This is a genomic window from bacterium (assembly GCA_035527515.1).
GTDB lineage: Bacteria > B130-G9 > B130-G9 > B130-G9 > B130-G9 > B130-G9.
On sequence record DATLAJ010000121.1, the window covers coordinates 1 to 22,826 of the forward strand.

Consider the following 22,826-nt stretch of genomic DNA (forward strand, 5'->3'; position numbering starts at 1 on the left):
CTAGAGGTTGGAGACGAGCTCGGCCCACCGCACGCTCGAGGCCCCCGAAGCATCGGCGTGATGGGGCTCTCAATATGACAGCGAGCGTTGCTGCTCCTGCACCTTCACCCCCTTTGGAGGCACAAATGTGAACAGAGAGTCGGCTAGCTCGCGATTGAGCTTGACCTTCGTGAACTTGATGGACGTAGTATCGCCGTTCTTCTCGACGGAGTTCAGGCGAGTAGGCAAGCCCGTTTCCTTGCTGACGACAATCCGCAGCCTTGCGATCAGCCTTGCCATGGACTCATCCTTCGGCCTCAGTTCGACCTCGAAATCGCTCGCCTTCTGCCCATTGCCAGCGGAGAGCCTCCGCTCCCGAGACCCTCTCTACCCCAGAACGTATTGGGTAGATATTGCCGAGGCGGACGTGTGGTAGGTAATAACCGGGGAGTTGGGGCGTTCCCCGGCCTTAAGCGAGAAGCCTGTGGTCGCTGGAGAAAAACTGCCTGGCTGCCAGGTGAGAGACGATCGTGGCGACAACCGTCGCTTGGCAGAGAAGCAGATAGAAAACAACGACCTGTATGGAGACCGCCTCGAAAACGTTCGCACCGGCAAGTATCATCCCTGTCATCGCGCCCGGCAAATGGACAATCCCAACCAGCTTGAGCGATACGAGCGTGGGGGCGAGCGTGCGCCTCAGCGAGAGTCTCAGATGTCTTTGCATTGCTTCTGATGATGTGGCGCCGAGGCAAAGTGCGGCCTCGATCTTGGCCTTGTTTGCGGTTATCTCATCTCGGACGCGACCGAAAGCCAGCGTCCCAACGTTTGCGCCCATGCCGATGGCGATTCCGGCGAGGGGGATGAGTTGTCTGGGCTGGGAGGGCACGATCGATAGGCCCGCGAGCAGGCCAACCGAAAGAAGCGTCCCCGTGGCCATGCCAATGAACGCAATCACCGTGGCATGAGGGACGTCTGGCGCAGACCTGCCACAGGTAAAGGCGCCGATGATAACCATCACCGAGAGCAGGCCGACGATCGATTCAACGCTCTTGAGGCTGAATACAACGTTCAGGACGTAGCCGACTACCATGAGCTGCACAAATACCCGAACCATGCCGATCAGGAAGCTTTTTTCTAGGCCGAGATTCTGCTTGCGCGATAGAACGAGCGCAATCCCAACGAAAACAAGCGCGGACGCGATCTGCTTCCAGCCAACGTTTTGCCAAACCGCTGCTATATCATTCACGGTGTTCCTCCTGAGAAAAGTTAGCGGAAGCGCTGGGCCGAATCCGCATCAGTCGTCTGCGAGCAGCTCGTCCCTGTTGCAGAGCGCAAAGAGAGAGTAACCCCTGGCCTCGATATTCTCCCTGCCGCCCTCCATACGGTCAAGGATGGTCATCACTTCAACGACACGGCAGCCATGCGCCTCAGCCGCCTCGATCGCCTCAAGGGCCGACCTTCCTGTTGTCGTTACGTCCTCCACAATGACCACGTCTTCGCCCTCTGGCAACGGGCCCTCGATCCGCTTGCCAGTCCCGTGTCCCTTGGTCTTCTTGCGCACAATAAACGCATCAACGGGGAAGCCCTCATCCCAGCTCAGGGCACACGCGGCGCAGGCTATTGGGTCGGCGCCCAGCGTTAGACCACCGACATGGCGCACGCCAATCTCCTTGAGTCGGGAAACGATCACGCGCCCGACGAGGTTCAACCCTTCCGCGGAGAGCGTGGTCATCTTGCAGTCAACGTAGTAGCTGCTAGTTCCGCCTGAGGAGAGCTTGAAATGCCCCTTCTTTACTGATCGCTCACGCAGAAGCTCAACGAGTCGCTGTCGTGGCTGCATAGTGTCTTCTCCCATTATGTTTGCCTGACCGCTTAGTTTGAAGCCAATTCTCAACAAAGGCTATATACGCATCGGCCGCGAGTCAACTGCGATGGGACGGGACAACAATCGCTGCGGAAAGATCGCTTTCGGCCTTCAGTACCCACAATCGAACAAGATCAAGTCGGCTTTTCATAGAGCAACTTTCCCTCACGAACAGCCGTAGTTACGAAGGCCTCCTCTACCTGACTCCAGTCATACACTTCCGAGGCTGTCTAATAAGTCCCGGTTGACGGAGGGGATTTGCTGGGAGGTTATTGTTGACCCCAATAATCAGATTGAAGAGGGGAATGTTGCGGCCGCGTCGGGGACGTGGCGCATGGGATTCTGCCCGAAAGGGCACACCACAGGTAGCCGCAGGCGTCAGCCTGACGGTAAAAGAGAGCTCCTATGCCTCGATGATAACCCTCCCGTTGCATTGCATGCACGGCTACCCACGGTATCCCCTGTCGGGGATTGCAGCCTCGCTCCCTCATTTACACCCGCCAGGTGAAGGAGGCAGCAGTTCGGACTGCAACATGAACTCATCTATCTACCTGTCAGGCAACTTCAAGAAACAACTTCGCGGACGGTCAATCTGATTATCGGGGACCACGGTAGAGTGGCACCGCTTTGGCTGGCCGCGATCCTGAAGTGTCCTTCAAATGGCCTCCCGTCCCGAATGTCGTTTATGAATCTGGCTTTTCAGGTAGGGGAATTGGATCGGAAGCGTCAACTGCTTACGAGAGCCAGAGACGGTGAAGAGGTTTTGGGTTTTCTCCGAAATCGAAAAAGGAACACAAGATAACAATCGAGTCCGAGGTGGATCAGGTGAGAGAAAATGGGACGATTGTAAACGGGGGCGAATCGGCGTCGCGACGTGGCTTTGGCGCGACTGTGGTCTCACGGGCGAGGCTATCGAGACTGACCGAGGTCGCCAACTATCGGCGCTTGTATGACAACAGGGATGTCCGCATACCGCTTTATGAGAACATGACGGCGGCGCAGCTGTCGCTTAGGCTTCCGATATCGGTGGGCATCCCGAGACAGATCGTCGATAATTCGGCTGACGCTCTTTTCGGCGACTGTAAATTCGCAGGCGTTCGTATGGTGGGCGCGGATGAGGCCGAGAGCGCGCGGGTCCAGGCGCTTTGGGATCGGGTGTTCAGCGACAATGGTTTTCGACAGAGGCTTTTGACGGACGCAATTGACGCGGGGATCTGCGGCGGGACGTTCTACTCGGTGAGTTATGATCCAGCTGGCCCAAGCGTCTTGAGGGTTCAGTCAATAAGTTACGACCAGCTTTGGGACATTGAGTACGACGAGCTGGATAGGGACAAGGTGCTGGCGTATATCTTTCAGTGGGAGCAGGTCGAGCCTGAGCCAGGAAGGGCGAGAAGTTCCGCTGGCATCGTGTTGAGATGGATAGGGAGAGGATAGTCAGGCTACGGGCCGCTCGACCGCACACTGTTGGGGATGAGGGGGAGGGTGTCCAGTTCGAGGTTACAAGCATCTCGGAGCATAACCTGGGGATGATCCCAATTATTCACATCCCGAACTCGGTCCAGCGAATGCAGATGGTTGGGGACTCGGACATCGCTCCGCTTATTCCTATGCTCGACGCGGTCAATCAGATGATGTCCGACGCCTATTGGCAATGCTACAACGACCAATCGATACTCAAGGCGATCAATATCGATCCACCTGACAGCGATGATGTCGAGGAGTCTGTCGTCAGGCTTGGCGGCGACCAGATACATTTTCTGACCGAGAACGACCAGTTGAGGCAGGACATCGTCCGGATGAAGCCGGTGGGCATTCCGGAGAGCTTCTTCAAGACACTCAGCCTTTTGGTGGGGCAGATATACAAGACGGCCGGGGAATCGCATCTCGAGCCGCTGAATTGGACTGGGACGAACATCTCTGGCGTTGCGCTTCGACTGCTCTACGAGCCACTTGCTAAGAAGACATATCGAAAGCGCATCTACTGGGCATCGGGGTTTAAGCGGCTGGCCAAGATATTGTTCGCTTTAGCGAACTCCAAGTCAGTTGTGCTGTCGGAGTCGGGGAAGTTCATGCTAGGAGGCCCAGAGTACCAACTCAAGGACGTGGAGACGGTCTGGGGTCCTTTGATCCCTGGCGATGAGGTGGAGCAGCAAAACATCGTTCTCGCCGATCTCTCGGCTGGTCTTATTGGGCCGGAGGATGCGAGAAAGAAGCGGGGCTACGAATGAGTTGAAGGTCAAAAGAAAACAGGAAACAGAGGAAAGCGATGCCATGAAAAACATCTTAGACATTAAGGGAGGTTCGGATGGCTGAACAGGAAGTCTCTGGAGAGACAATGGAAGACGCCAACGAGGCGCAGGCGCCTCGAGATGATGTTGGGGCAGATGCTAAAGAGGCACCGGGCTCCGGTGATGACCGGGCAGAGCTTCTCCGGCGTGCTGTGTTTGCGGAGGAGGCGTTGGAGCTTTCGCAGTTCGTTCGGGACAGAGACCTCTTGCGTCGGCTTCAGGGCGTTGTTAGCGGCGAGACCGAGGTTGAGTTGAAGGAGAAGCTCTCGGTTCTGAAGGAGGTCTTGGCCCACATAAAGGAGTCCCAGGGGGCTGACCGGCCCACCGAGGAGGGTCTCCACAATCTGGTCGCCAGTGAGGTAAAGCGCAGCATCAATCGGCTGACAAATGCGGCGGAGGGTGTTGATGCTGTGGTGGGGCAGCCGCCGGTTGCTTCGGCACAAAGCGAGAAGGAGACAGCTTCTTCGCGGCTTAGGCGGCTGGCGAACCTGAGAGGGATCCTCATCAAATAGTTCAGGGTCGGTCTAAGCAGCGGGCGGGCACGGTATAGGTCAGAGTGCCCGGTGGGGTTGTCAACGACACAAATGGCCAAATGAGAATCTAAATGGGAGGTGCATAGGAAGATGGCTTGGAAGAACAAGGATGCTAGAGGGAGCTGGGAGGCGATTGCGAGCGTCGAGGTCGAGGAGAACGAGCTGATGCATATCAACACGGACGGCAAGACGCTACTTGCCGATGCCTCGAGCGGGACAGTTCGCGAGTCGCACGGTTTTGCGGCTCTTCGCGGTTACCAGGTGAACGAACGGGCGACGCTTGTGCGAAGCGGGAAGATAGCCGGGGTCACCGATGAGGCTGGCGATCCTCTGACGACAGGTTCGATCTACTACCTCAGCAAGACTGCGGGCAAAGTCACAGCAACGAAGCCGAGTGGAGATGGGGATGTGGTTCAGGTCGTTGGCGTAGCGGCAGGGAGCAACGAGCTGAACATCTCGATTGGTCCGGCGTTTGTCGTTGCGAGTTCAGGAAGTTTTCTGCAAGCGCTATAGGAAATAAGCCTACCGGCCACAAAAGAACAGATAACACGAGGGAAGGGGAAGAAATTGACTACATTCGACAACTATCAGTATCGAGGCGGCGTCTATGTGGGCGGCGTTTTCGGCAGCGACACTGACGTTGATTGGCGGCACGTCCTCAAGGACGTGCTAAGCCTTGTGAAGGCCTACAACGATCGGGATGTGTCTGGTCTTGCCGACCGATTGACGCAGAAATCGACTAGAGAGGCCGTGAAACAGGAGATCAACCGCCTTGTGGCCAAGGAGGTCGCAGAGGGGCGTGAGCCTGACTATGAGTCCAACAGCGTCTATGAGTTCGCATTGCCGATCAAGGAGTTCGAGATAGCGTTTTCGTTGACGAGGACAGCGCAGAAGCGGATCGATCCCAGGAGGATCGAGAACCTTTTCGGGAGCGTGATTCAGGCCCACCTTCAGCAACGGTTGAAGAATGCGTTGACGCCGATTTTCTCGAAAAACCAGGCTGGCGATGAGTGGGGCGGGACTTGGCAGGTGAACACGGACTGTCCGGATTTTCAGGCGAATGCCTTTTTCGGGGCGTCACACACTCACATTTTCGCGAGGACATCTACTACCCTGACATTAGAGCATCTTAGAATGCTTTCGGAGGAGATACAGCATCATGGGTTTGGTGCGCCGGGGGTTTATGGGGAGAAGAACCTGCTTCTTCTGGTGAACATAGCTCAGGCGAATGACCTCATCCAGATGGCCGACTGGACTGTCAACTCCGGCCTCCCCGACTCGGTCGTGGAACGGCTCGCGCTCGATGGCATCAACCCCAACCAAGGCATTGGTGGGTTCATCGTCAACGTCAACAACATGATCCCGGAGAACTACGTGGTTGCGATCGGTTTGGACACTCCGTATCCGGCGGTTACAACTCGTTTAGAGAGGCAGAGCCAGTATCAGGGGCTTGTGCTCGAGACGCCGTTCGAGAACTCGCAGTATCCTTTCAGGGATGCTGTTTTCACGTTCTCGGAGGGGTGTACTCTGACTCAGCCGAGCGCGGTTGCGGTTCTCATGCTTAGCGCGGAGGAGAACAGCACTGATGAGGATATCAGCGCCTATGTGGTTCCCGAGTTCTACCAGCAGTAAAGGAAACCTGTGATGAACGCTTCTGACTTCGAGACAAGGCTGAGGTCTGTCCTTTCGAACTTGTCTGACCACCTCAGTGACGAGCAGCTGGCGGAGGCGATCGCCTCCGCTGGGGAGATAACGGGCATCTCGCTTCCGACGACTGACCAGGAGATGGTTGAGGCATTGCTCAACAGAGGTGAGGCGGTCTGCTTGGGGATGCTTCAAAATGATTGGCTGCCGCGGTTTGACGCGACTTATGCCGGCGACTCGCTCTCGCGGGCGGATGTTGCGAGGCAGATAGAGAGTAAGCTGACTCGGCTGGACAAGAGATGGGTGCAGCTTTCAAAGCGTTACAAAGCGGGCGCCGGGCGCAGCTCGATGAGTGTGGCGGTAGGGACCGCCAAACGGGTCTGATGGGAGGCGGCAGATGACGACCGAGTGTAGTAATCGAGGGGACCGTCAACTCATGTTTCGGGACCTTCACGAGGTCGAACGCGACTTTCGGGAGATGAATGGTTGGCAGAGGGCATCCATTAGACGGCTTATAGCGAGCGATTCTGCCGGCGTCGGTCTGCCGCCAACGGACACGTATGCGAGCGGGCTCGTGGACCTGGAGGTCTGCGCCTCGCCCATGCCGTTGGAGCTCGAGGGAGGCACGGTTGTTCCCACGATGGATGGCGGCATGCGGTTCGAGTTCTGGAACATCGAGGTGTTCCCGGGGGACGAGGTGCTTTTTGAGGGCGACACCTACGACGTGAAACGGATTGAGAGTAGAACGCCAAGCGTCGTCCTGGGGACGATCGAGGTCGAGAGTGGAGCGGCGGTTCTGAACGCAGCCGCTGCTCCAGAGGGGCCCGTCGAGGCGAGGTGCGTCATCAGCACTAAACCAGCGGGCGAGGTCTCTTTCAGGCTCCAGTACGAGGACATCGAGGGGGAGGCAAGAGTCTCGGACGCAATCAGTTTCCCGGCGGACTGCAATGTAGGCGATGCCCAGTCCGTGACGATAGAGGGAGATGAGGCGATGATCACTTTGCTGTGTGGCGTCTCTGACTTCGAGGGCGAGCTGGGGGGCGGCATCGTGCGGATCACCGACAATTGCCCGTTCAGGACGCGGGTTGCAGCGCATCGAAGAGAGCAGGGAGTTGGCGGTTGACGTTCGCAGCAGGGGAAAGCTCTGCGAAGCTTCCATGCACGAGAAACAGACGGATTAGCTTTGGAGGTGTGAGATGACGCTGCCGGACTGTGCGAAGCCCCGTAACAAGCGGTTGTCGTTCTATAAGTTTGTGGTGGACAACCTGTCAGGCGATGTTCCGGTCATTGTTCAGGGATGCTCGGACCTCTTCGGAGGTTGGGTGACGCCGAAGGAGCTCGATTCGGTTCCAGATTGGATCGAGCTATTGGTTGATAGCTTCTCCGGAGGCCTCAACTCGAAGATGCGCGTCAGGTTTGTGGTGAACGTTCGCGCGAGCCGAGACGACGACAGCTTCGTGATGAGGCGGATGGACGAGATACTCGAGATGGTCATGTCGCTTCTGAACTTGGCCGGTGGGGACGTCATTCCCATATACGACTTCTCGGAGCCGGCGGACCCAAAAAGGATTGGAGAGGAGCAGGGGCTTGGCTTCATTCCGCGGCACACGCCCGAGAAGGACGGATTCATGGACGATAAGGATGGCATCCAGCGCTACGAGCTCCATTACGAGCTGTGGCTCTGGCAAGAGGGCGTGGCGCCGTGAGGGTTCTGGCTCGTGCTTCGCAGCGAGCCTAATCCGCCGTAGCGGCTGCGAAGGCTGGAAGCGCTGCCTCGCAGAGTAGTAACCGAGACTACCACAACGATGATAGGAGGAGATATACATGCCAGGATTTGATCCAACAACATTGCCAGAGTTCAGCATCGACCCGGCGGAGGTACAAGGGGAGGTTCATCCCCAGCGAGTGCAGCGGCAGTACAACACGGAGCTTTTGCGGTATCAGGACGGCTGGGACGTTAAGCTTTTCCCGCTGTCGTTTGAGCAGAAGCTCGAGGCGAGCAAGCTTTATGGTGAGAGCTGCCACGGCATTGCGAACTCTCAGGAGGCAGGCAAGAACTCGCTCGGCGTGCCGATAAGAAGCGCCAAGATGACTGTCAAGGAGATGATTTCGGAGCCATTTCTGCGCGGGCTGCACGGCGGCGCCGCTCCCGAGCAAGGCAAGCGGCTTCTGTGCTGCGACGGCCTCGTGATAAAGGGTGTTCAGGTGAGCGTCTCAGTCCTTGGGATGTTCAATACCACCTATTATCCGGACGGCATGAACCCCGCCGGCACCCCCCCGTTCGCACAAGGCGCCATCCTAAGCTCGGGCATACACCTGCAACCCGCCGTTTCCGCCACCAGCGCAATCGCCGACCTTTTGACCGTTGGCATCCCGTTCACAACCGACGTCGGCAACCTCGGCGCCGCCATATATCCTGTTGTGCAGTCGTTTAGAGTCATCCGGCGGATAGACGACTGGGCCACTTTCCAGGCGGACTTCCAGGCGATAATTGGCAACAATGAAGAGTGGGAAGATGCGACGGCGCACCTCTTGGAGCCGAAGCTGATCCTGCCGACAGCGATCACGTCGCTCTCCGAGTTCTACACCTTAGAGCGGACGGTCGAGCTGTTCATTGACAAGGAGGCCAAGCTCTCGGAGGCCGCAACGATATTCCCGGACGCTGACTACCCAGACGGCTTCTAGCAAAACCACTGAGACACAGAGAAGAAGGGCAGCAAGATGCTCCGCGCTCTCGGCGTCTCTGTGGTTGAGGTTTTCATACAGATGGAGAAGTTATGTCGCAGATAAAGCACGGCAGCGGCCCATACTTCAAGGTTGCCAGGCCGATAGTCGTTCTGCCTCGGGACCAGTCAGTCGCGACACTTGACGGCGGCCAGTCGAGGCAGCGGCTCGGCTACAGACACATCAAGACGATACTCCTGTTCCACATCTTGCACGACGACCTTCAGAAGGAGATTGACGCCGAGTTCGGGGCCGATTCGGACTACACCGTGACCGAGCAACGGGAGGTTCGCGTTGCGCTGGAGGACGAGCTGGAGCTTTACGATGTGGTCCTGGAGGGCCACAAGTTCAGCGCAAGCCCGACACCGGAAAGCCGCTATGAATGATCCGGCAGCAGTTGACAGGTGGTGGCTCTCGCTGAGGCGAGGGACGTTGTAGTTAATCGGCTTCTCTCAGAATGAAGGTCTATTTCGCTGGAATTGATGGGAACCTTCTCGATACGGTGTTTGGCGGGGCAAATGTTCTTTTCTCCTATGCCTCGCTAAAGCGAGCCGGGCGGGATTCTGTCCCGAACGGGGACTTCACCTCAGTCATGCTCGATTCGGGAGCCTTCTCGGCCTTTCGCTCTGGCAAACAGGTCAACATAGTCCAGTACTGCGAGTTCGTCGAGCGCAATTGCCAGCACATCGATCTGTATGTCAACCTCGATGTCATCGGAGACGCTGAGGCGAGCATGTCCAACCTGAGGTTGATGCAAGCGCGCGGCCTGTCGCCTGTTCCCGTTTTCCATTACGGTGAAGACTTCGATGTGCTTCAAAGGCTTCGGAGCGACTGGCCGCTCGTCGGCCTCGGCGGGATGGTGCCTCGCTCTAGGCCGCGGATGCGCGAGTGGCTGTCGGTCGTATTCGACAGGTATCCTCACGACTACCACGGCTTCGGCATCGGAGACGTCTCGCTGATCACGGACTTCCCCTTCCATTCGATAGACAACACGACCTGGAAGCGCATCGTCCAGGGGCCGGTGCTAAAGACCAAGACCAATTCCGGCGTCAACTGGGCAGAACACCTCACCCGCAAGGAGCTCTTCGCGATCAGCCGCAAGTTCTACGAACGACTCTGCGTTAGCTTATCGGATAGGCAAGCCTGCCCTGGCTCCCACGGAGCGGCAACCGGGGATTGAGGCGTCGCTTAGTCTCAAAAGCTCTGGTCCCGGTCAGCAGTGAGTCCGGCGTCCTGAGGATAGAGGACTAATCTCCCTGATCGCTGAGAAGTTGGGGGATCAGAGACCAGCCATCTCGGGGGTGAACTCATCCCCTTGTGACGGCCTCGATGTCCAGGTAAGATTCGCCCGAAACTGCGTGAGCCGCGTACCGGATCGCCTCGAGAATATCCTCCCTTCCAAGGTGTTTGTAGTCCTCGAGTATCTCATCGATGCTCATCCCGGAACCAAGCAGCTCCATTATCACCTCAACGCTGATCCTGGTGCCCTTAATAACTGGCTTGCCGCCAAGCACTCCTTCCTTGCATTCAGTCCTCTTGAACATCATCGTGCTCTATCTGGTTGTCCAAAGCTTGGCGGATCAAAGTCATAATGTAATCTACATCTTCCAGCCCCTCAAAGCCAACTTGGACTTCTCCGTTTCCGAGGCGGCCTTTACCAGTGACGTCTTTGCACTTGCCCTGGGGATCACTGATCTCAGGGAAGGCCAAGTTGAGAGTGAGGAGTAGACGTCTTTTTTGAGGAATCACATCGACGAAATGCGTGTCGAGTTTGTATCCAATATAGTGCTTCGTGGCCTCCTCACAGACATCGGGATGAAGGCTGCGAATTCGCTTCCGAAGTTCTTCGAAAAGGAGCATCATATCCCCGGTAAGATGCTTGTGATCCGCCAACGTGTACTTGCGAGCGCTGGGGTGCTTCTTCTCTCTGATTTTCTCGATGTTCTCCGCAGAAGCATCAAGCGCCGGCCATATAGTTAGGGCATCATCCGCGAGTTCTTGAGCTCGCCTCTGGATCTCAGCTTCGTTCCAGTTTTGGAGCTCTGCCAGGCCGCGATTGAGGCGGAGGCGACTGTGCTTGAAGCCACCTCGCATATCGCGCTTCTCGACGAAGGAGCGGTCGCTCATTTCTGGATTGTAAGCCGTAAGCGTGAGGTTGCCGATGGTGTGTAGCCGGCGGTCTTGAACTTCTTGCCAGTTATCGCCCAGCTCCGTTTTCCACGCCTCAGGTAGGTCCTTATTCTGCGGCATTATATGTTCAATAGTATAGTGATCACAATCAATTCGTTCTTTGGAGTCGAAGTTCTCCAGTTTGTCGAGGCAGTATTTGCGTGATTTGGGGCTATAGACGTTACTAACCTCGAATTCCCGTCTAAACATGTCATCAGGCGGAAACCGCTCGTTACCATCCTTGACCCAAAGAGTCGCCTTGAAGCTCGCAACGTAGTCTGCTTTGTCTATGTCCCGACTGAGAGTGGCGAACGTTTTGCCATGCGAATTGGTGGGGAGTGCGCAGATTGTACGGCGAAAGACATAGCTCTCGACCAATCTTAGGATTTCTATGAATTCTTCCCGGTTGAGTCGTCTTTCCTGATAGTCATCGCACAGCTCAAGCAGAAAGGGATACGCGACATCTGTTAGCCTGTTGATATCATGGAAGATCAGGTTTATCTCCTCGTCCTTCTCCTTTTCAAGAGCGATGCGCACAAAATACTTGGAATACCGGTTAATATCAGCGACGATCTCTTCAGTCGAGCTGGACTTGCTGCTCTCTTTATATGCTTTGAACCTCTCGTACACCTGGTTTATCTTCGGGATGATTCCGGTCATCTTCACTGTTAAGTAGTCGCGCATGAATTGGTCGAATTTCTTCGCGTATTGCTCTTGCCCAAAGCTCTGCTCCATAGGGAACCACTGGGTGTTGTAGAGCAATTCCTGCCTATCTCGTTTCAGGGGCATGAGTATGTAGTTGCGGATCAAGTCGGCCTGGCTTAGCTCCAGTCCAGTAGAGTTGAGGGTTTCGAAGATCAGCTGAGGATTGTCGTGCTCGCGGGAGAGCGCGATCTCCACCACGATCAGCTTCCTAATCCCCCGGTAGATGGCCATTAGGTCCACCTGAGGATGGTTTAGCTGACTCAGAAAGAATTGGTAGTTTTGTATAATCCGTTTTGAGAGGGGCTCAAGCTGCTCCTCTCCGGCAAACAGGCGAATCAGGGTGTTCTTGTCTGTCTGAGTAAGAATCAGCTTGTAGCGCGATTCTCCATTTTGTAACGGGTTCATGAGGAAATTGTCCGTTATTCTCCTCTGGTTAATGTCCTCCTGAATTCCTCGCCTCTCTGATGCTGCACCCAACGCGTGTAAGAGCATCGAGACCGTTGTCAGGCGCTGCTGTCCATCGATGACCATGTGCTGTGGGATAAAGGTGGTCTCATAGAGACTTTTTTCCATATACACGATCGACCCAAAAAAATGGGCTGGGATCTCTTCTTTTTCGCCGGCTCTCACAACATCGCTGAGTAGCCGCTTGCAGTGTTTCAGCTCCCAACTGTAAGGGCGCTGATAGACGGGCACGACGAACTGCCTCGCGCCCTCTAGCATCTGAATTAGCTTCCCAGGTCGAGCTTCCATTCCTGTTGTCCTTTTGACTCTCGGCTAAATGGTCTTTAGATCGAGTGAATGAAGAACCATTTAGCCACGTCCATGCAATGATCGCAAGCCCGTTCTTATAACCGTGTCCAAACTTGACGCTATGGTGCTGACGCAAGATGCTATGGCTGCTCGTTTACGGGGCATTCGTTGCGACTCCTGTCGATGCGACCGCTTCTGTACCTGCTTGTCATGTGCTCGATCAACGCGGTGCGACTCTAGGTATTCAGGACGAGCAGCAAACCCAAACAGGTCGCCGAGCCGGAGTTCACCCTCGCCTCGATCGTTCAATGGCATGAGGTTTGGCAGAGGCCGCAGCGTTGCAGCCGAAGTGCGGGCCTCAAACTGCGAACCATCTCCGAGGGCGGCAGCATTCTTGAAGGCTGATTTCAACTGTTGAGCTCGCCGTGCCAGTGGTGATATTCTGACACACCTTGCAGGCAGCGACTTTATGTTGCAGCGGGCAAGTTGGGCAAGACACTCTGAGGCGAAGTTCTGACGATGCTTTTCAGGAAGGGCGATGTTAAGAGGCTGATAGTTCGCTCGGTATTGCTGGTTGTTCTGGGCAGTGCCGTGGGACTTGTGGTCAACGCGGTTCGGACGCGAGGCGTGGACCTGTTCAGCTATCAGCCCCCGAGCAAGCAGACCATTGCCAATTCGGGGCGCCAGACGGACGCGATCTCCCAGATCGATCTTATGACCGCGCTCAGGCTCCAAAAGACCCCCGGCGTGGTTTTCGTGGACGCCAGGCCGAAAGTCGAGTTCGAGACGGGCCATATCCCGGGCGCGATCAACATCCCGGCGAAAACTTTCGAGGATGTAGCCCCAGGCCTCAAGGAGTCTCTCGTCAAGGCAGACAAGGTCGTTACGTATTGCAGCGACGTCGAGTGCGACGAGGCGCTCGAGGTGGCCGAGATGCTTCACGACTTGCTCAACAGGCCGATTCTCGTGTTTACTGGCGGGATGAGGGAGTACCAAAACAAGGGGCCGGTCGAAAAATGATGGGCGCTTCCGGTGGAAACATTTTGAGACGGATTCTCTGGAACAGAGTAACGGCTCTCGTTTTCAGGATGTTCGTGGGAGCGGTCTTCGTTTACGCCAGCATGGACAAGATCGTGCATCCCGGCCAGTTCGCGCAGATGGTCAACAACTATAGAATCGTGCCGCACGTGCTCATCAACCTATTTGCGGTCATCTTGCCCTGGATAGAGCTTATCCTCGGGCTGTGCCTCATCCTCGGGGTGTTCTCGGACGCCGCCTCCGTAGTAACGGCCGGGCTCCTGCTTGTCTTCATCACCGCCAGCATCGTTGCGCTAACGCGCGGTCTTGACATCAGCTGCGGCTGCTTCTCAACGTCCGGCGAGGGAGCAAGGGCTGGCTGGGATGTGATCATCAGGAACGTAATCTTGATAGCCATGCTCGCCCAGTCGTTTTTCTTCGATCTTGGCCGCAGGAGGCTCCGGGCCGGAGCGTAGCCTGCCGACCCGGCATGTTTAGGAGCTTACCGTCTGGCCGCAGAGTCGAGGACGGTCCTGGCGCAGCTGTTGGCAATCCGAACCGAGTTATTTACGCTTCTGTCGTTAGGGTAGAACTGCGACCACTCGGCCATGAAGAAACCGTGAACCGACGTTTTATGCGCTGGGATTCTATCGAGCAGGCCGGGCGTGCAGATGTGCTGGGCGAAGCAATCCTTGGTAACCTCCGCGCCCAAAACCCAGTCGTCCGAGAACTCCCCATTGACCTTGACCAGGTCCCTGACTATCCGGGATATGACCTGTCGCTCTGGCGCCTTGAAGAGGTCAGCGTCCGTCGAACAATACTGTGGAATATAAACAACGTGTGGCTTGTCGCTGCTTGCGGGGTCAAGGTTCGTCAGGTCGATGATGCCGGCGAACGACACTTCTGCATCGTTTGTATTGAGCCAGAAGTATGGTGAGACTGGCCTCTTGAGCAGAATTACCGTGCTGACGACGCCGATGTACTCGAGCGAGGAGAACGGCTCAAGATATTTGGTTAATGGCCCCCTGGCTATCGACAACAGCCGCGGCATCGGCAGCGTCGAGACGACCACGTCCGCGCTCAATTGGCCAGCGGTGGTCGAAACGCCGACTGCAGAATTGCCCTCAAGATCAATCCCAGTTGCGGTTACGCCGAGAGCCACCTCGCCGCCGAGGCGCCTCACCTGTTCAGCCAGGGTTGATACGACGAGCGAGGCCCCGCCCCGGAGGTAGGCGATGTTCTCCTGCTGCATTCGCTGTCTGGCGCAGAGCCAGGCTGCGGAGATACAGCTTGCGCGGTCTCCAAACTTTGCCTCAAGCAGCGGCCTCCAGATAGTCCCAAAGACTGCCTCGCCGACCGAGCGTTTCAGCCAATCCTCTGCGGTGAGCTTGTCGAGTCGCCTGATGCTCGAAAGATGCCGTCCCTTCAGCACGTTGAGCGCAAACCTGAGCCTGTCCAAAAACCTCAGCGGCGTGAACCTGAGAACGTCCATTGGCGTGGAGATTGGGTGTATTCTGCCTCCGAGCTGGACAGCACGGGTTATTCTGCGCCAGACGAGGCGGTCCTCGAGGCCGAGCTCGCTCGCCATGCGGCGGAAATCGAGCTCCGCCTCGCAGAAGAAGTGAAAGTGCCGGTCAACGGTCAGCCCGGCCAGCTCAAAAGACCTGGCCAGCCCACCCAGGAACTCGGACTGCTCGAGTATCTGTACGCTGAGTCCCGCCTTGAGAAGGCGATATGCCACTGTCAGGCCAGAGATGCCGCCGCCGATTATTACTGCTCTCACCCAAAAACCTTGATCTGCATCTTTTTAACAGAGAGCCTCACACCGCAAACCTGAGTGTCTCAGCTTGCGAAGCGTTTTTGGCCTGCGAGGAGTTTGGTCGGCTTGGTGCCTTGCCTCGAACCTGTGAGCTGCAACCTGCAGCTGATAGATTCTCCCCGATAGCAGCACCTACGCCTCAACCACCGCACCTTTCGGGACAACGACCACGCCGTTGTTTGTTACATGAAAGCGTTTTCTATCCTTATCCTCATCGTGCCCTATGACGGCCGCGTTTCTGATGACCACCTCTTTGTCGATAATGGCCTTCTTAATTTTAGCGTTTTTGCCGATGACAACGTGGCTCATGATTACGGAATCCTCGATCTCCGCGTAACATTTTACCCTGACGTCGGGCGAGAGTATTGAGTGCTTGACGAGCGCACCCACGACTACGACACCCTCGCAGACCATCGAGTCGAGCACGTTGCCGGTAAAGCCGATCTGCTCGTCATCCGCGAAGACAGTCCGCGCAGGAGGGTATTGCCCGTGGTAGCAGCGGAGCGGCCACTCTGGGTTGAACAGGTTGAACTTGGGGTTCAGCTCCAGCATGCCCATGCTGGCCTTCCAGTAGGCGTCCAGCGTCCCGATGTCCTCCCAATACCGGGGCTCGTGCGTCCACTCGTTACAGAAGTCATAGACGCAAACCTTCCCCATGTTCATCATCATGGGAATGATATTTGTGCCAAAATCGTGTTCTGAATCTGTTCTGCTATCCTTCTCAAGAACATCCAGCAAAAAATCTACATTGAAAAGGTAAACCCCCATCGAGGTGAGGCAGACATCAGGATGCCCAGGAACAGGCCTAGGGTGCCGGGGTTTCTCCTGGAAATCAACCAGCTGGCTCTCGTCGTTGATCACCGCCACGCCGAACTGCCTTCCGACCTCTTTGGGCTTCTCCAGGGCTACAATCGTCGCGTCGGCTCGATGCTCCCTATGAAAGTCGAGCATCAGCTGATAATTCATCTTGTAAACGTGGTCCCCAGAAAACACGAAAAGGTGCTCTGCACCCGATCGCTTTATCAGCTCAACATTCTGAGTAATCGCATCTGCTGTGCCAAGATACCAGTTCGCCCCCAGACGCTGCTGCGCGGGGATTGGGTCGATGAACTCGCCAAGCTCGCGGTTGTAGATTCGCCAGGCGAGACCTAAGTGCCGGATCAATGAATCGGACTTGTACTGTGTCAGGACATAGATGCACCGCAGGCCGGAGTTGGCGCAGTTGCTCAGCGTGAAATCTATCAGCCGATAGACGCCGCCGAAAGGCACGGCAGGTTTTGTCCTGTCCTTCGTTAGCGGGTGAAGCCGTCGGCCCCTACCTCCAGCAAGAATCATTACCAGCGTCGAGCGCATCTATCCTCGACTCTTCTCTTCGCCCATACCATCCATGCACCTCCCACGTTGACAGCGAACGCCTACTTACCCGCCGCGGCGGCCGCTTGCTCCTTCACCGACTCTTTCGTCTGCTGCCTCTTCTTCGCCTGCTCAATCACAAGCTTGAGTATCGCCTCGGCAAACTTCCGGGCCGCCGGCGGCCCATCCGCTGTTACGATCAGCCCATCGATTGTAACATCCTTGCCGGTGTACTTCGCGCCCTTCTCTATCAGGCGCGAACGCTCCGAGACCCACACTGTGGCTCTCTTGCCTCTCAAAACACCCGCATACGCCAGAGTAACCGGCGAGATGCAGATCGCTCCAAGCACCTTCCCTTTAGCAACCGCCTCCCTTACAAGCTTATGAGCCATAGGGTCCCTCCAATACTGGCGGGCTCCGGCGCCCCCAATAAAGACCAGAGCATCTAGCCTGTCGATATCGATGTCCTTCAGAAGAGCTTGCGACTCGGCCTTATGACCCAGCATCCCAGTTATGGTCCCGAGCTTAGTCGAGGCAACCGTTGCCAAAGCGCGGCCCTCGAAATACTTGAACGGCACATCGAACTCCTCATCCCGGAACGCGTTCTCCGCGATTACTATGACTATCCGAGGCAGCAACTGCGAGACCGTGGCCTGCGTTCCAGCAATCACGGGCATGATGGGACATGACAGCGCCAACAGAACCATGAGAACCGTCGATCTCGTAAGGCGGAAGAATGAAGGATGAAGGATGAGAAGGGCTGTTCGCCAACTTCCAACTTCCAACTTCCAACTTGTCATTGCTCTCTCTCCCCAGTTGCCCCTTTCCTCGAAAACACACTCTCCACAATGTAATACGGCCTGGCCTGAACTTCGCTAAATATACGCCCGATATATTCACCCATGATGCCGAGTGCCAGAAAGTTTATACCAACGAATACGAATATGACCGCGGTCGCGATGACCACGCCGCTGAGGTCAACCCCATAGACATATCGCTTGACGACCAGATAAATCGCTCCAATAAACCCCAGAAGCGCTGTCAAAACGCCCAAGACACCAACGATCTGTAACGGCAGCGTCGAGAAGCCCGTCATCAGATTGACCGTTAGCCGCAACAGCGAGATGAAGTTGTACCTGGACCTGCCGAACTTTCGCTCGCGATGCTGAACCTTGATCTCGCACACCTTCCCGCCAGTCCAGCTGATCAGCCCGCTGACGTGCCGATGCCGCTCCGTGAAGCGAGACATCCTCTCAACCACGCCACGCCGCATCGCCAGCATTGAGCACCCGTAGTCGTGCAGCTTGACGCCTGTGGCCCTGCAAGTGAGCCAATTAACGAACCTGGACGGGATAGTCCGCCAGACCGGGTCCTTCCGGCCCTGACGCCAGCAGCGAGCGACATCGTATCCCGCCTCGATCTTTTTCAAAAGCTTCGGGATGTCCGCCGGATCGTTCTGCAGGTCCGCATCCAAGAGCACCACTACCTGGCCCCGGGTGTGGTCCATACCGCACGTTGACGCCGAATGGTGCCCGAAGTTCCGCGATAGCCTGATAAGCGTTACGCAATCGTCCTTCGCACAGATGTCCAGTGCCCGCTCGGCCGTTGAATCAGTGCTGCCATCATCAATGAAGACCATCTCGTAAGGTTTTCGCACCACCTCCAACGCCGACTTCAGCTCCTCGTAAAGCTCGGGGAGCGAACTCTCCTCGTTGAACATCGGCACGACCGCCGAGACATACACCTCACCATCACTCGCCATCACCGTTAAATCCCCTTGCCTCTGCCATTCACCAGAAAGGTCTTCATAGGCCGAATCCTATGGCACGCGGCCTGCTGTGTCAATCACCGCCTTGCGGATTGCGGATTGCGGATTGACTGCCAACTGCCAACTGCCAACGGATATGCCGTAGGGGCGGCTCACGAGCCGCCCTTATCACGACAGCGAGAAAACCTTGACAGGCGGCGGGGGGCAGGCTACAATACACTGTTGTTGTGAAAGATACGATTTGAGTTTTACCTTTTTGTGTTAATCAGATAGAGTAGGAGGGATGCAGAATGGGAATTATTTATGCCAATGACACAATCATCGTAACAGGAGGCAGGCAGGACGACCCATACACGATGGCGGACCTCGACGCGGACGGAACAGTCGGCACTTACATCACGCCCGGCAGTTACGGCAACAAGGAATATGCCGTCAGCAAGGACCTGGTCATCGGCTCGACGGACGCGGACACGTTCTTTGACCTCTCAGGCAGCATCATCAAGATGGACGCCGGCGTCACGTTGACGGTCTATACGACGGCCCTTCGCGGCGGCAACATGGGTCCGACCTGGGGAGCCCAGTTTGCCAGAACTCCTTTGACTGCCGAGGACCTCGTGAAATCCCGGATTGAGGGTGTTCGAAAGCTCTATATCAGGGAAGAGTATGTCCTGGACAATGTGACTGGAAGGTGGTCATCTCCCCCTTCATACAGGAAGCCACAGATTGTCGCGGAGGTACAGAACGGAGATGTTGCTTAGTATGTTGCTTAGTATATCGCTGTGTACTCATCACTTCCAATCCGGCCGTCCGGATTTGGGCCGCTGGGATTATGGGCTTGGGGATGCCCACACAATGAGGGGAGCATCAGGTGGCTATTCGTTATTGAATGAGACGCATGAGGAGTGTGAAGATGGTGAAGAAAGAGGAGTCTAAGACTATTCGGGTTGTGTGCCGAGAAGAGGGAACGGATAATGAATTCATTCTTACTTTCCGTGTGCTCGAAGGTGCATGGGTGATCGACCAGATCATCGACGGTTACGATAGTTGCTGTAAAAGAGGGCAGCGATGTCCGAGCGAGTGAGGATAGGGCTTCCCAGACGCGATTCCTTGGACAGGTCGTGGGGGTTGGTTCCACGTGTCTCTGGGGAAACTCATCCAGCTTTCAAAACAGCGGCCAAACCTTGGTTCGCAATACATCTTCTGGTAGACACTGGTTGTTTTTATAGTTGAGGTGGATATGCTTGTGCGAGACATCGAAGCAATAGTGAAAGAGTACTTCTCGGCTTACTTGTGTTTTGACGTAAGTAAGGCGCCAGAGGGCAAGGTGGTCTTGGCCTCATGCGCTCGGAGGGCTGCCCCTGAAAAAGGGTGGGGTATGGCTTTCACCGTATGGGTGCATGTTTTTGACAACCGGGCTGTGGTTTCTTGTAGGCCAGACCTAATGGGTCAGCTGAGGGTGGCTATGAAGGCATTCAAGAGCCCTGGTGACCTGCTCAAGCCTCCTTTCAGTCGGGTATTGTCTGAGCTCTTTGGCGAGGCATATGCCCTTAGAACCAAGTGCATCTTGTACTGTAAACCTGAGCATGTGAAGGTTTTCGATGTACAGGGGTGCCGAGCGGTTCAGCTTAATGACATGGAAGCGTTCGTCACAATGACAGTTGAGCGCTATCCAGGGGCCGATTCACCCTGTCTGAGGACGGACATTACTCGAAACATCAAAGACGGCATAGCGTACGGGGTATTCAAAGAATCTAAGCTTGTTAGCGTTTGTGATGCTCCAGCGATTGCGCATATGCAAGATGAGGTTGAGGAGTTGGGGTTTGAAACACTGCCGAGATACACCGGTAGAGGCTTCGGAAAGGCAGTGGTTTCCCACGCAACCGCCAGGGTGCTACAGTTAGGTCGCGTTCCAATCTGCCGAACCAGCCCAAGTAATTCGGGTGCGCTCAGGATTCTCGAGGCGGTCGGATACACTGTTCACGCACACAAGATAGCGGTCACTCAGCGTGCGTCCCAATAGCGCAAAACCTCCATGGCAGGATAGTCAGCGGCTGCACAATTGTCGTCCGAGTCATCTAGGCTCGCCGGCGCCTTTGAGCCCCGTCGATGCCCTCTGGCCCGTCGTCATACAGGTGGTTGGCGGTTGACAGTTGACCGCAAGCACGCACCGCGAGACACAGAGAAATGCGACTGACACACCGAACTCATCCAAATGCAAGGTTCTTAGTGAAACGCTCCTCAAACTCCGCTCGTCCCGCGAGATTGACGTATCTTATCCTCTCTTGAAGCTCACGCATCTCATCGAGCCTGCGCCTCGACAGAAGAGCGAGCATTGCCCCCGCCAGAGCCGTGTTGCCCAATGACTCCTTCTCGGCGTGCTCAAACGTCGGTATAAGCCCGATCGCCTCCGCAGACCCGGTGTCGATTAGGCTGCCAAACGCCCCGCCGAGAACGACTTTTTTTACGGAAGCCGCCTCAACTTGCGACTCATTAAGCAGAAACTCGATGCAGGTGCGGATTGCGCCTTTGGCGCCACAATACAAATCTGATTCTTTAGCGACAAAAGGCTCACCTGAACGATATATAATGGCCTCTGCCGGAACACACAACATGTTGCGGCAGGAATAGGGCTCTAGTCGCGATTGGCGCTCCGGAAATCTTGATGAAGCACGTCATTCTTGCCTTTCGAAGCAACCCGGGCAACTGTCCGATTGAGCCGCCATTTGCCGCGCGGCGCGCTTTCTCGGACAGGGCTAGCCAAGGGGCCAGTCTGTGGACAACTCGCCAGCTACGGCGTGTGGATGCTGAAGGCGTAAGTGGAGGGCCCGGCGAGGTAAGTGAGCGTGCTCGGCTCGGTGAGCGCGGCCGCGAACAGGTAGTCGCCGTCCATACCGACCGGGAGCAGGGTCTCAAAGGCCGTAACGACGCCGGACTTGAAACCCTCAACCAGCGTGACGTCCGAGAACCACGCGTAGAGGCCCACGGCGAAACTGCCGCCAGTGAAGGTCATTATCGCACCGTTCGGCAAGACGATAGCCGAATAGACATCGACTGCGACCTCAGGTCCAGGGTTATCGACCTCAAGTTGAGCGATGAGAGTATCGCCCGGCGCGAATCTCCCGTCGTTCAGATAGCAATAGATGGCAAGTTCGCCGGCCACATCGGTCGGGTAGTGATAGCCAAGATCGACCATCCAGCTGTCGGGCACGCCGTCGGTTTGCGTCGTGAGGCAGTCGAGCTCGCAGTTTATGGCAGAGTCGTTCCCGGCGTCGATACACGGGCTGTCCTCGCTCTGCCCCGCCGCGACGCAGGAGAGGTAATAATCCCCCTCTGGTCCGAAGACGAAAAGCGGATAGTCCGCGATGTTCCCATCCCCCGGATAGCCGCCATAAACGCAGCAGTTGCTGACTGAGGCCGAGCCGCCAGTATCCAAGTCGATCTCTCGCCCATTTGCCCAGAGTATCGAGTTCTCAAGCGTCACCTCAGAGTCGCCTAAGCACCAAATCGCGCCGCCAGACATGCCGGCGGAGTTGAAGCCAAACGTGCAATTGCTGATGAACGGCTGCGCCTCGTTATCGACATACATTCCGCCGCCGGTGTTCAAGGCCACATTCAGGGCAAAGAGGCAGTTCTTGACCGTGGGGAGGCAATCGTTGGTGGAGATACCGCCGCCCCAGCTGGCGGAGTTGTCGATGAATTCGCAGCTGACGATATTCCCGCTGCCGCCCCAGGAGTGGACTCCCGCGCCCGAGTCTGCATCGTTGTTCGTGAACTCACAGCGCTTGATGTCGAAGTAGGAATTGTCCGTCTGTATGCCGCCGCCCCTGCTGGCGAAGTTCAGCGTGAACGTGCAGTCTTCGATCAAAGGCGAGGCTCCGTTCAGCCAGATACCGCCGCCCCAGCTGCCGCCGCTTGAGTCGGGGATACATGAGTTCTCGAGGAAGTCACACCAAGCGATTCTGGACGAGGAATCGTCGCACACAAGGCCGGCGCCGAGCACCGCGGAGTTGCTTTCAATGGTGCAATGGATCAGGGTCGGTGATGACCGGAAGATGCCGATGCCGCCGCCATAACTGTAGCCATCGGCGTCGGGTATCGAGCTGTTCTCACGAATGAGGCACCCCTCGAGCCAGACGTCCGCGCTAGCGTCAGAGTGAATCCCACCGCCCATCCAAGCGCTGTTCTCGGTCACCGTGCAGTTTTGCATGAC

The 22,826-nt window shown here is 56.3% G+C and carries 26 protein-coding genes and 1 pseudogene; 16 read left to right on the plus strand and 11 right to left on the minus strand.

The genetic code is table 11. The features are described 5' to 3' along the window. Positions 1-69 precede the first annotated feature (69 nt). The 3 genes and pseudogenes from VM163_09610 to pyrE form a co-directional block, all read right to left on the minus strand. Positions 70-312: pseudogene (locus VM163_09610) on the minus strand (outer-membrane lipoprotein carrier protein LolA). A 136-nt stretch (positions 313-448) separates the two neighbouring features. Further along, positions 449-1,225 carry an iron export ABC transporter permease subunit FetB gene (fetB, locus tag VM163_09615; protein ID HUT04132.1) on the minus strand — a complete coding sequence of 259 codons (777 nt, stop codon included), beginning with the start codon at positions 1,223-1,225 and terminating at the stop codon, positions 449-451. Between the two features lie 48 nt (positions 1,226-1,273). Continuing rightward, positions 1,274-1,819 (minus strand): orotate phosphoribosyltransferase, encoded by a 546-nt coding sequence (pyrE, locus tag VM163_09620; protein HUT04133.1) that lies wholly within the window; start codon positions 1,817-1,819, stop codon positions 1,274-1,276. An 849-nt stretch (positions 1,820-2,668) separates the two neighbouring features. On the opposite strand from pyrE, the gene VM163_09625 reads away from it, so the two are divergent. From VM163_09625 to VM163_09675, 11 genes are all read left to right on the plus strand, one after another. Continuing rightward, positions 2,669-3,277 (plus strand): hypothetical protein, encoded by a 609-nt coding sequence (locus VM163_09625; protein ID HUT04134.1) that lies wholly within the window; start codon positions 2,669-2,671, stop codon positions 3,275-3,277. Continuing rightward, the gene (locus tag VM163_09630; GenBank protein HUT04135.1) at positions 3,259-4,071 is read left to right on the plus strand and encodes a phage portal protein; all 813 of its coding nucleotides are present in this window, start codon (positions 3,259-3,261) and stop codon (positions 4,069-4,071) included. Before VM163_09625 ends, VM163_09630 begins: the two co-directional genes overlap by 19 nt. Before the next feature lie 77 nt (positions 4,072-4,148). Further along, the gene (locus VM163_09635) at positions 4,149-4,643 is read left to right on the plus strand and encodes a hypothetical protein (protein ID HUT04136.1); all 495 of its coding nucleotides are present in this window, start codon (positions 4,149-4,151) and stop codon (positions 4,641-4,643) included. Positions 4,644-4,754: 111 nt separating this feature from the next. Further along, positions 4,755-5,177, plus strand: coding sequence for a hypothetical protein (locus VM163_09640; protein HUT04137.1), 423 nt, complete (start codon positions 4,755-4,757; stop codon positions 5,175-5,177). Between the two features lie 54 nt (positions 5,178-5,231). After that, positions 5,232-6,296, plus strand: coding sequence for a hypothetical protein (locus tag VM163_09645; GenBank protein HUT04138.1), 1,065 nt, complete (start codon positions 5,232-5,234; stop codon positions 6,294-6,296). 12 nt (positions 6,297-6,308) lie between these two features. Further along, the gene (locus VM163_09650) at positions 6,309-6,692 is read left to right on the plus strand and encodes a hypothetical protein (protein ID HUT04139.1); all 384 of its coding nucleotides are present in this window, start codon (positions 6,309-6,311) and stop codon (positions 6,690-6,692) included. A gap of 13 nt (positions 6,693-6,705) precedes the next feature. Then, complete coding sequence (locus tag VM163_09655) at positions 6,706-7,431, plus strand: hypothetical protein (protein HUT04140.1); 726 nt, start codon at positions 6,706-6,708, stop codon at positions 7,429-7,431. A gap of 73 nt (positions 7,432-7,504) precedes the next feature. Continuing rightward, positions 7,505-8,014, plus strand: coding sequence for a hypothetical protein (locus VM163_09660; protein HUT04141.1), 510 nt, complete (start codon positions 7,505-7,507; stop codon positions 8,012-8,014). A 118-nt stretch (positions 8,015-8,132) separates the two neighbouring features. Continuing rightward, complete coding sequence (locus tag VM163_09665; protein HUT04142.1) at positions 8,133-8,993, plus strand: hypothetical protein; 861 nt, start codon at positions 8,133-8,135, stop codon at positions 8,991-8,993. Between the two features lie 92 nt (positions 8,994-9,085). Continuing rightward, positions 9,086-9,418 carry a hypothetical protein gene (locus VM163_09670; protein HUT04143.1) on the plus strand — a complete coding sequence of 111 codons (333 nt, stop codon included), beginning with the start codon at positions 9,086-9,088 and terminating at the stop codon, positions 9,416-9,418. A 71-nt stretch (positions 9,419-9,489) separates the two neighbouring features. Continuing rightward, the gene (locus tag VM163_09675; GenBank protein ID HUT04144.1) at positions 9,490-10,212 is read left to right on the plus strand and encodes a hypothetical protein; all 723 of its coding nucleotides are present in this window, start codon (positions 9,490-9,492) and stop codon (positions 10,210-10,212) included. 127 nt (positions 10,213-10,339) lie between these two features. Here the strand turns inward: VM163_09675 and VM163_09680 are convergent, their stop codons facing one another. Both VM163_09680 and VM163_09685 read right to left on the minus strand, forming a co-directional pair. Beyond that, entirely contained in the window at positions 10,340-10,576 is a 237-nt protein-coding gene (locus VM163_09680; GenBank protein HUT04145.1) for a DUF433 domain-containing protein, read from the minus strand. Further along, positions 10,560-12,659 (minus strand): DUF262 and DUF1524 domain-containing protein, encoded by a 2,100-nt coding sequence (locus tag VM163_09685; protein HUT04146.1) that lies wholly within the window; start codon positions 12,657-12,659, stop codon positions 10,560-10,562. Before VM163_09685 ends, VM163_09680 begins: the two co-directional genes overlap by 17 nt. A 519-nt stretch (positions 12,660-13,178) precedes the next feature. On the opposite strand from VM163_09685, the gene VM163_09690 reads away from it, so the two are divergent. Together VM163_09690 and VM163_09695 are read left to right on the plus strand one after the other, a co-directional pair. Further along, complete coding sequence (locus VM163_09690) at positions 13,179-13,679, plus strand: rhodanese-like domain-containing protein (protein ID HUT04147.1); 501 nt, start codon at positions 13,179-13,181, stop codon at positions 13,677-13,679. A 23-nt stretch (positions 13,680-13,702) separates the two neighbouring features. After that, entirely contained in the window at positions 13,703-14,152 is a 450-nt protein-coding gene (locus VM163_09695) for a MauE/DoxX family redox-associated membrane protein (protein HUT04148.1), read from the plus strand. A 26-nt stretch (positions 14,153-14,178) separates the two neighbouring features. Here the strand turns inward: VM163_09695 and VM163_09700 are convergent, their stop codons facing one another. From VM163_09700 to VM163_09715, 4 genes are all read right to left on the minus strand, one after another. Then, entirely contained in the window at positions 14,179-15,459 is a 1,281-nt protein-coding gene (locus VM163_09700; protein ID HUT04149.1) for an FAD-dependent oxidoreductase, read from the minus strand. A 168-nt stretch (positions 15,460-15,627) separates the two neighbouring features. Next, positions 15,628-16,848 carry a glucose-1-phosphate adenylyltransferase gene (glgC, locus tag VM163_09705; GenBank protein HUT04150.1) on the minus strand — a complete coding sequence of 407 codons (1,221 nt, stop codon included), beginning with the start codon at positions 16,846-16,848 and terminating at the stop codon, positions 15,628-15,630. 62 nt (positions 16,849-16,910) lie between these two features. After that, complete coding sequence (locus tag VM163_09710) at positions 16,911-17,648, minus strand: DJ-1/PfpI family protein (GenBank protein ID HUT04151.1); 738 nt, start codon at positions 17,646-17,648, stop codon at positions 16,911-16,913. Continuing rightward, positions 17,645-18,610, minus strand: a complete 966-nt coding sequence (locus VM163_09715) for a glycosyltransferase (GenBank protein ID HUT04152.1) — start codon at positions 18,608-18,610, stop codon at positions 17,645-17,647. The genes VM163_09710 and VM163_09715 overlap by 4 nt, the downstream gene beginning before the upstream one ends. 296 nt (positions 18,611-18,906) lie before the next feature. On the opposite strand from VM163_09715, the gene VM163_09720 reads away from it, so the two are divergent. The 3 genes from VM163_09720 to VM163_09730 all read left to right on the plus strand — a co-directional run bounded on the left by VM163_09720 (position 18,907) and on the right by VM163_09730 (position 20,636). Next, entirely contained in the window at positions 18,907-19,374 is a 468-nt protein-coding gene (locus tag VM163_09720; protein ID HUT04153.1) for a hypothetical protein, read from the plus strand. 152 nt (positions 19,375-19,526) lie between these two features. Continuing rightward, positions 19,527-19,697, plus strand: coding sequence for a hypothetical protein (locus VM163_09725; GenBank protein HUT04154.1), 171 nt, complete (start codon positions 19,527-19,529; stop codon positions 19,695-19,697). Between the two features lie 162 nt (positions 19,698-19,859). Then, a complete protein-coding gene (locus VM163_09730; protein HUT04155.1) occupies positions 19,860-20,636 on the plus strand; it encodes a GNAT family N-acetyltransferase in 777 nt (258 codons plus the stop codon). Positions 20,637-20,820: 184 nt separating this feature from the next. Here the strand turns inward: VM163_09730 and VM163_09735 are convergent, their stop codons facing one another. Next, positions 20,821-21,159 (minus strand): ASKHA domain-containing protein, encoded by a 339-nt coding sequence (locus tag VM163_09735; protein ID HUT04156.1) that lies wholly within the window; start codon positions 21,157-21,159, stop codon positions 20,821-20,823. Positions 21,160-21,404: 245 nt separating this feature from the next. Next, a partial coding sequence (locus VM163_09740; GenBank protein HUT04157.1) for a right-handed parallel beta-helix repeat-containing protein occupies positions 21,405-22,826 on the minus strand: 1,422 nt, incomplete at its 5' end.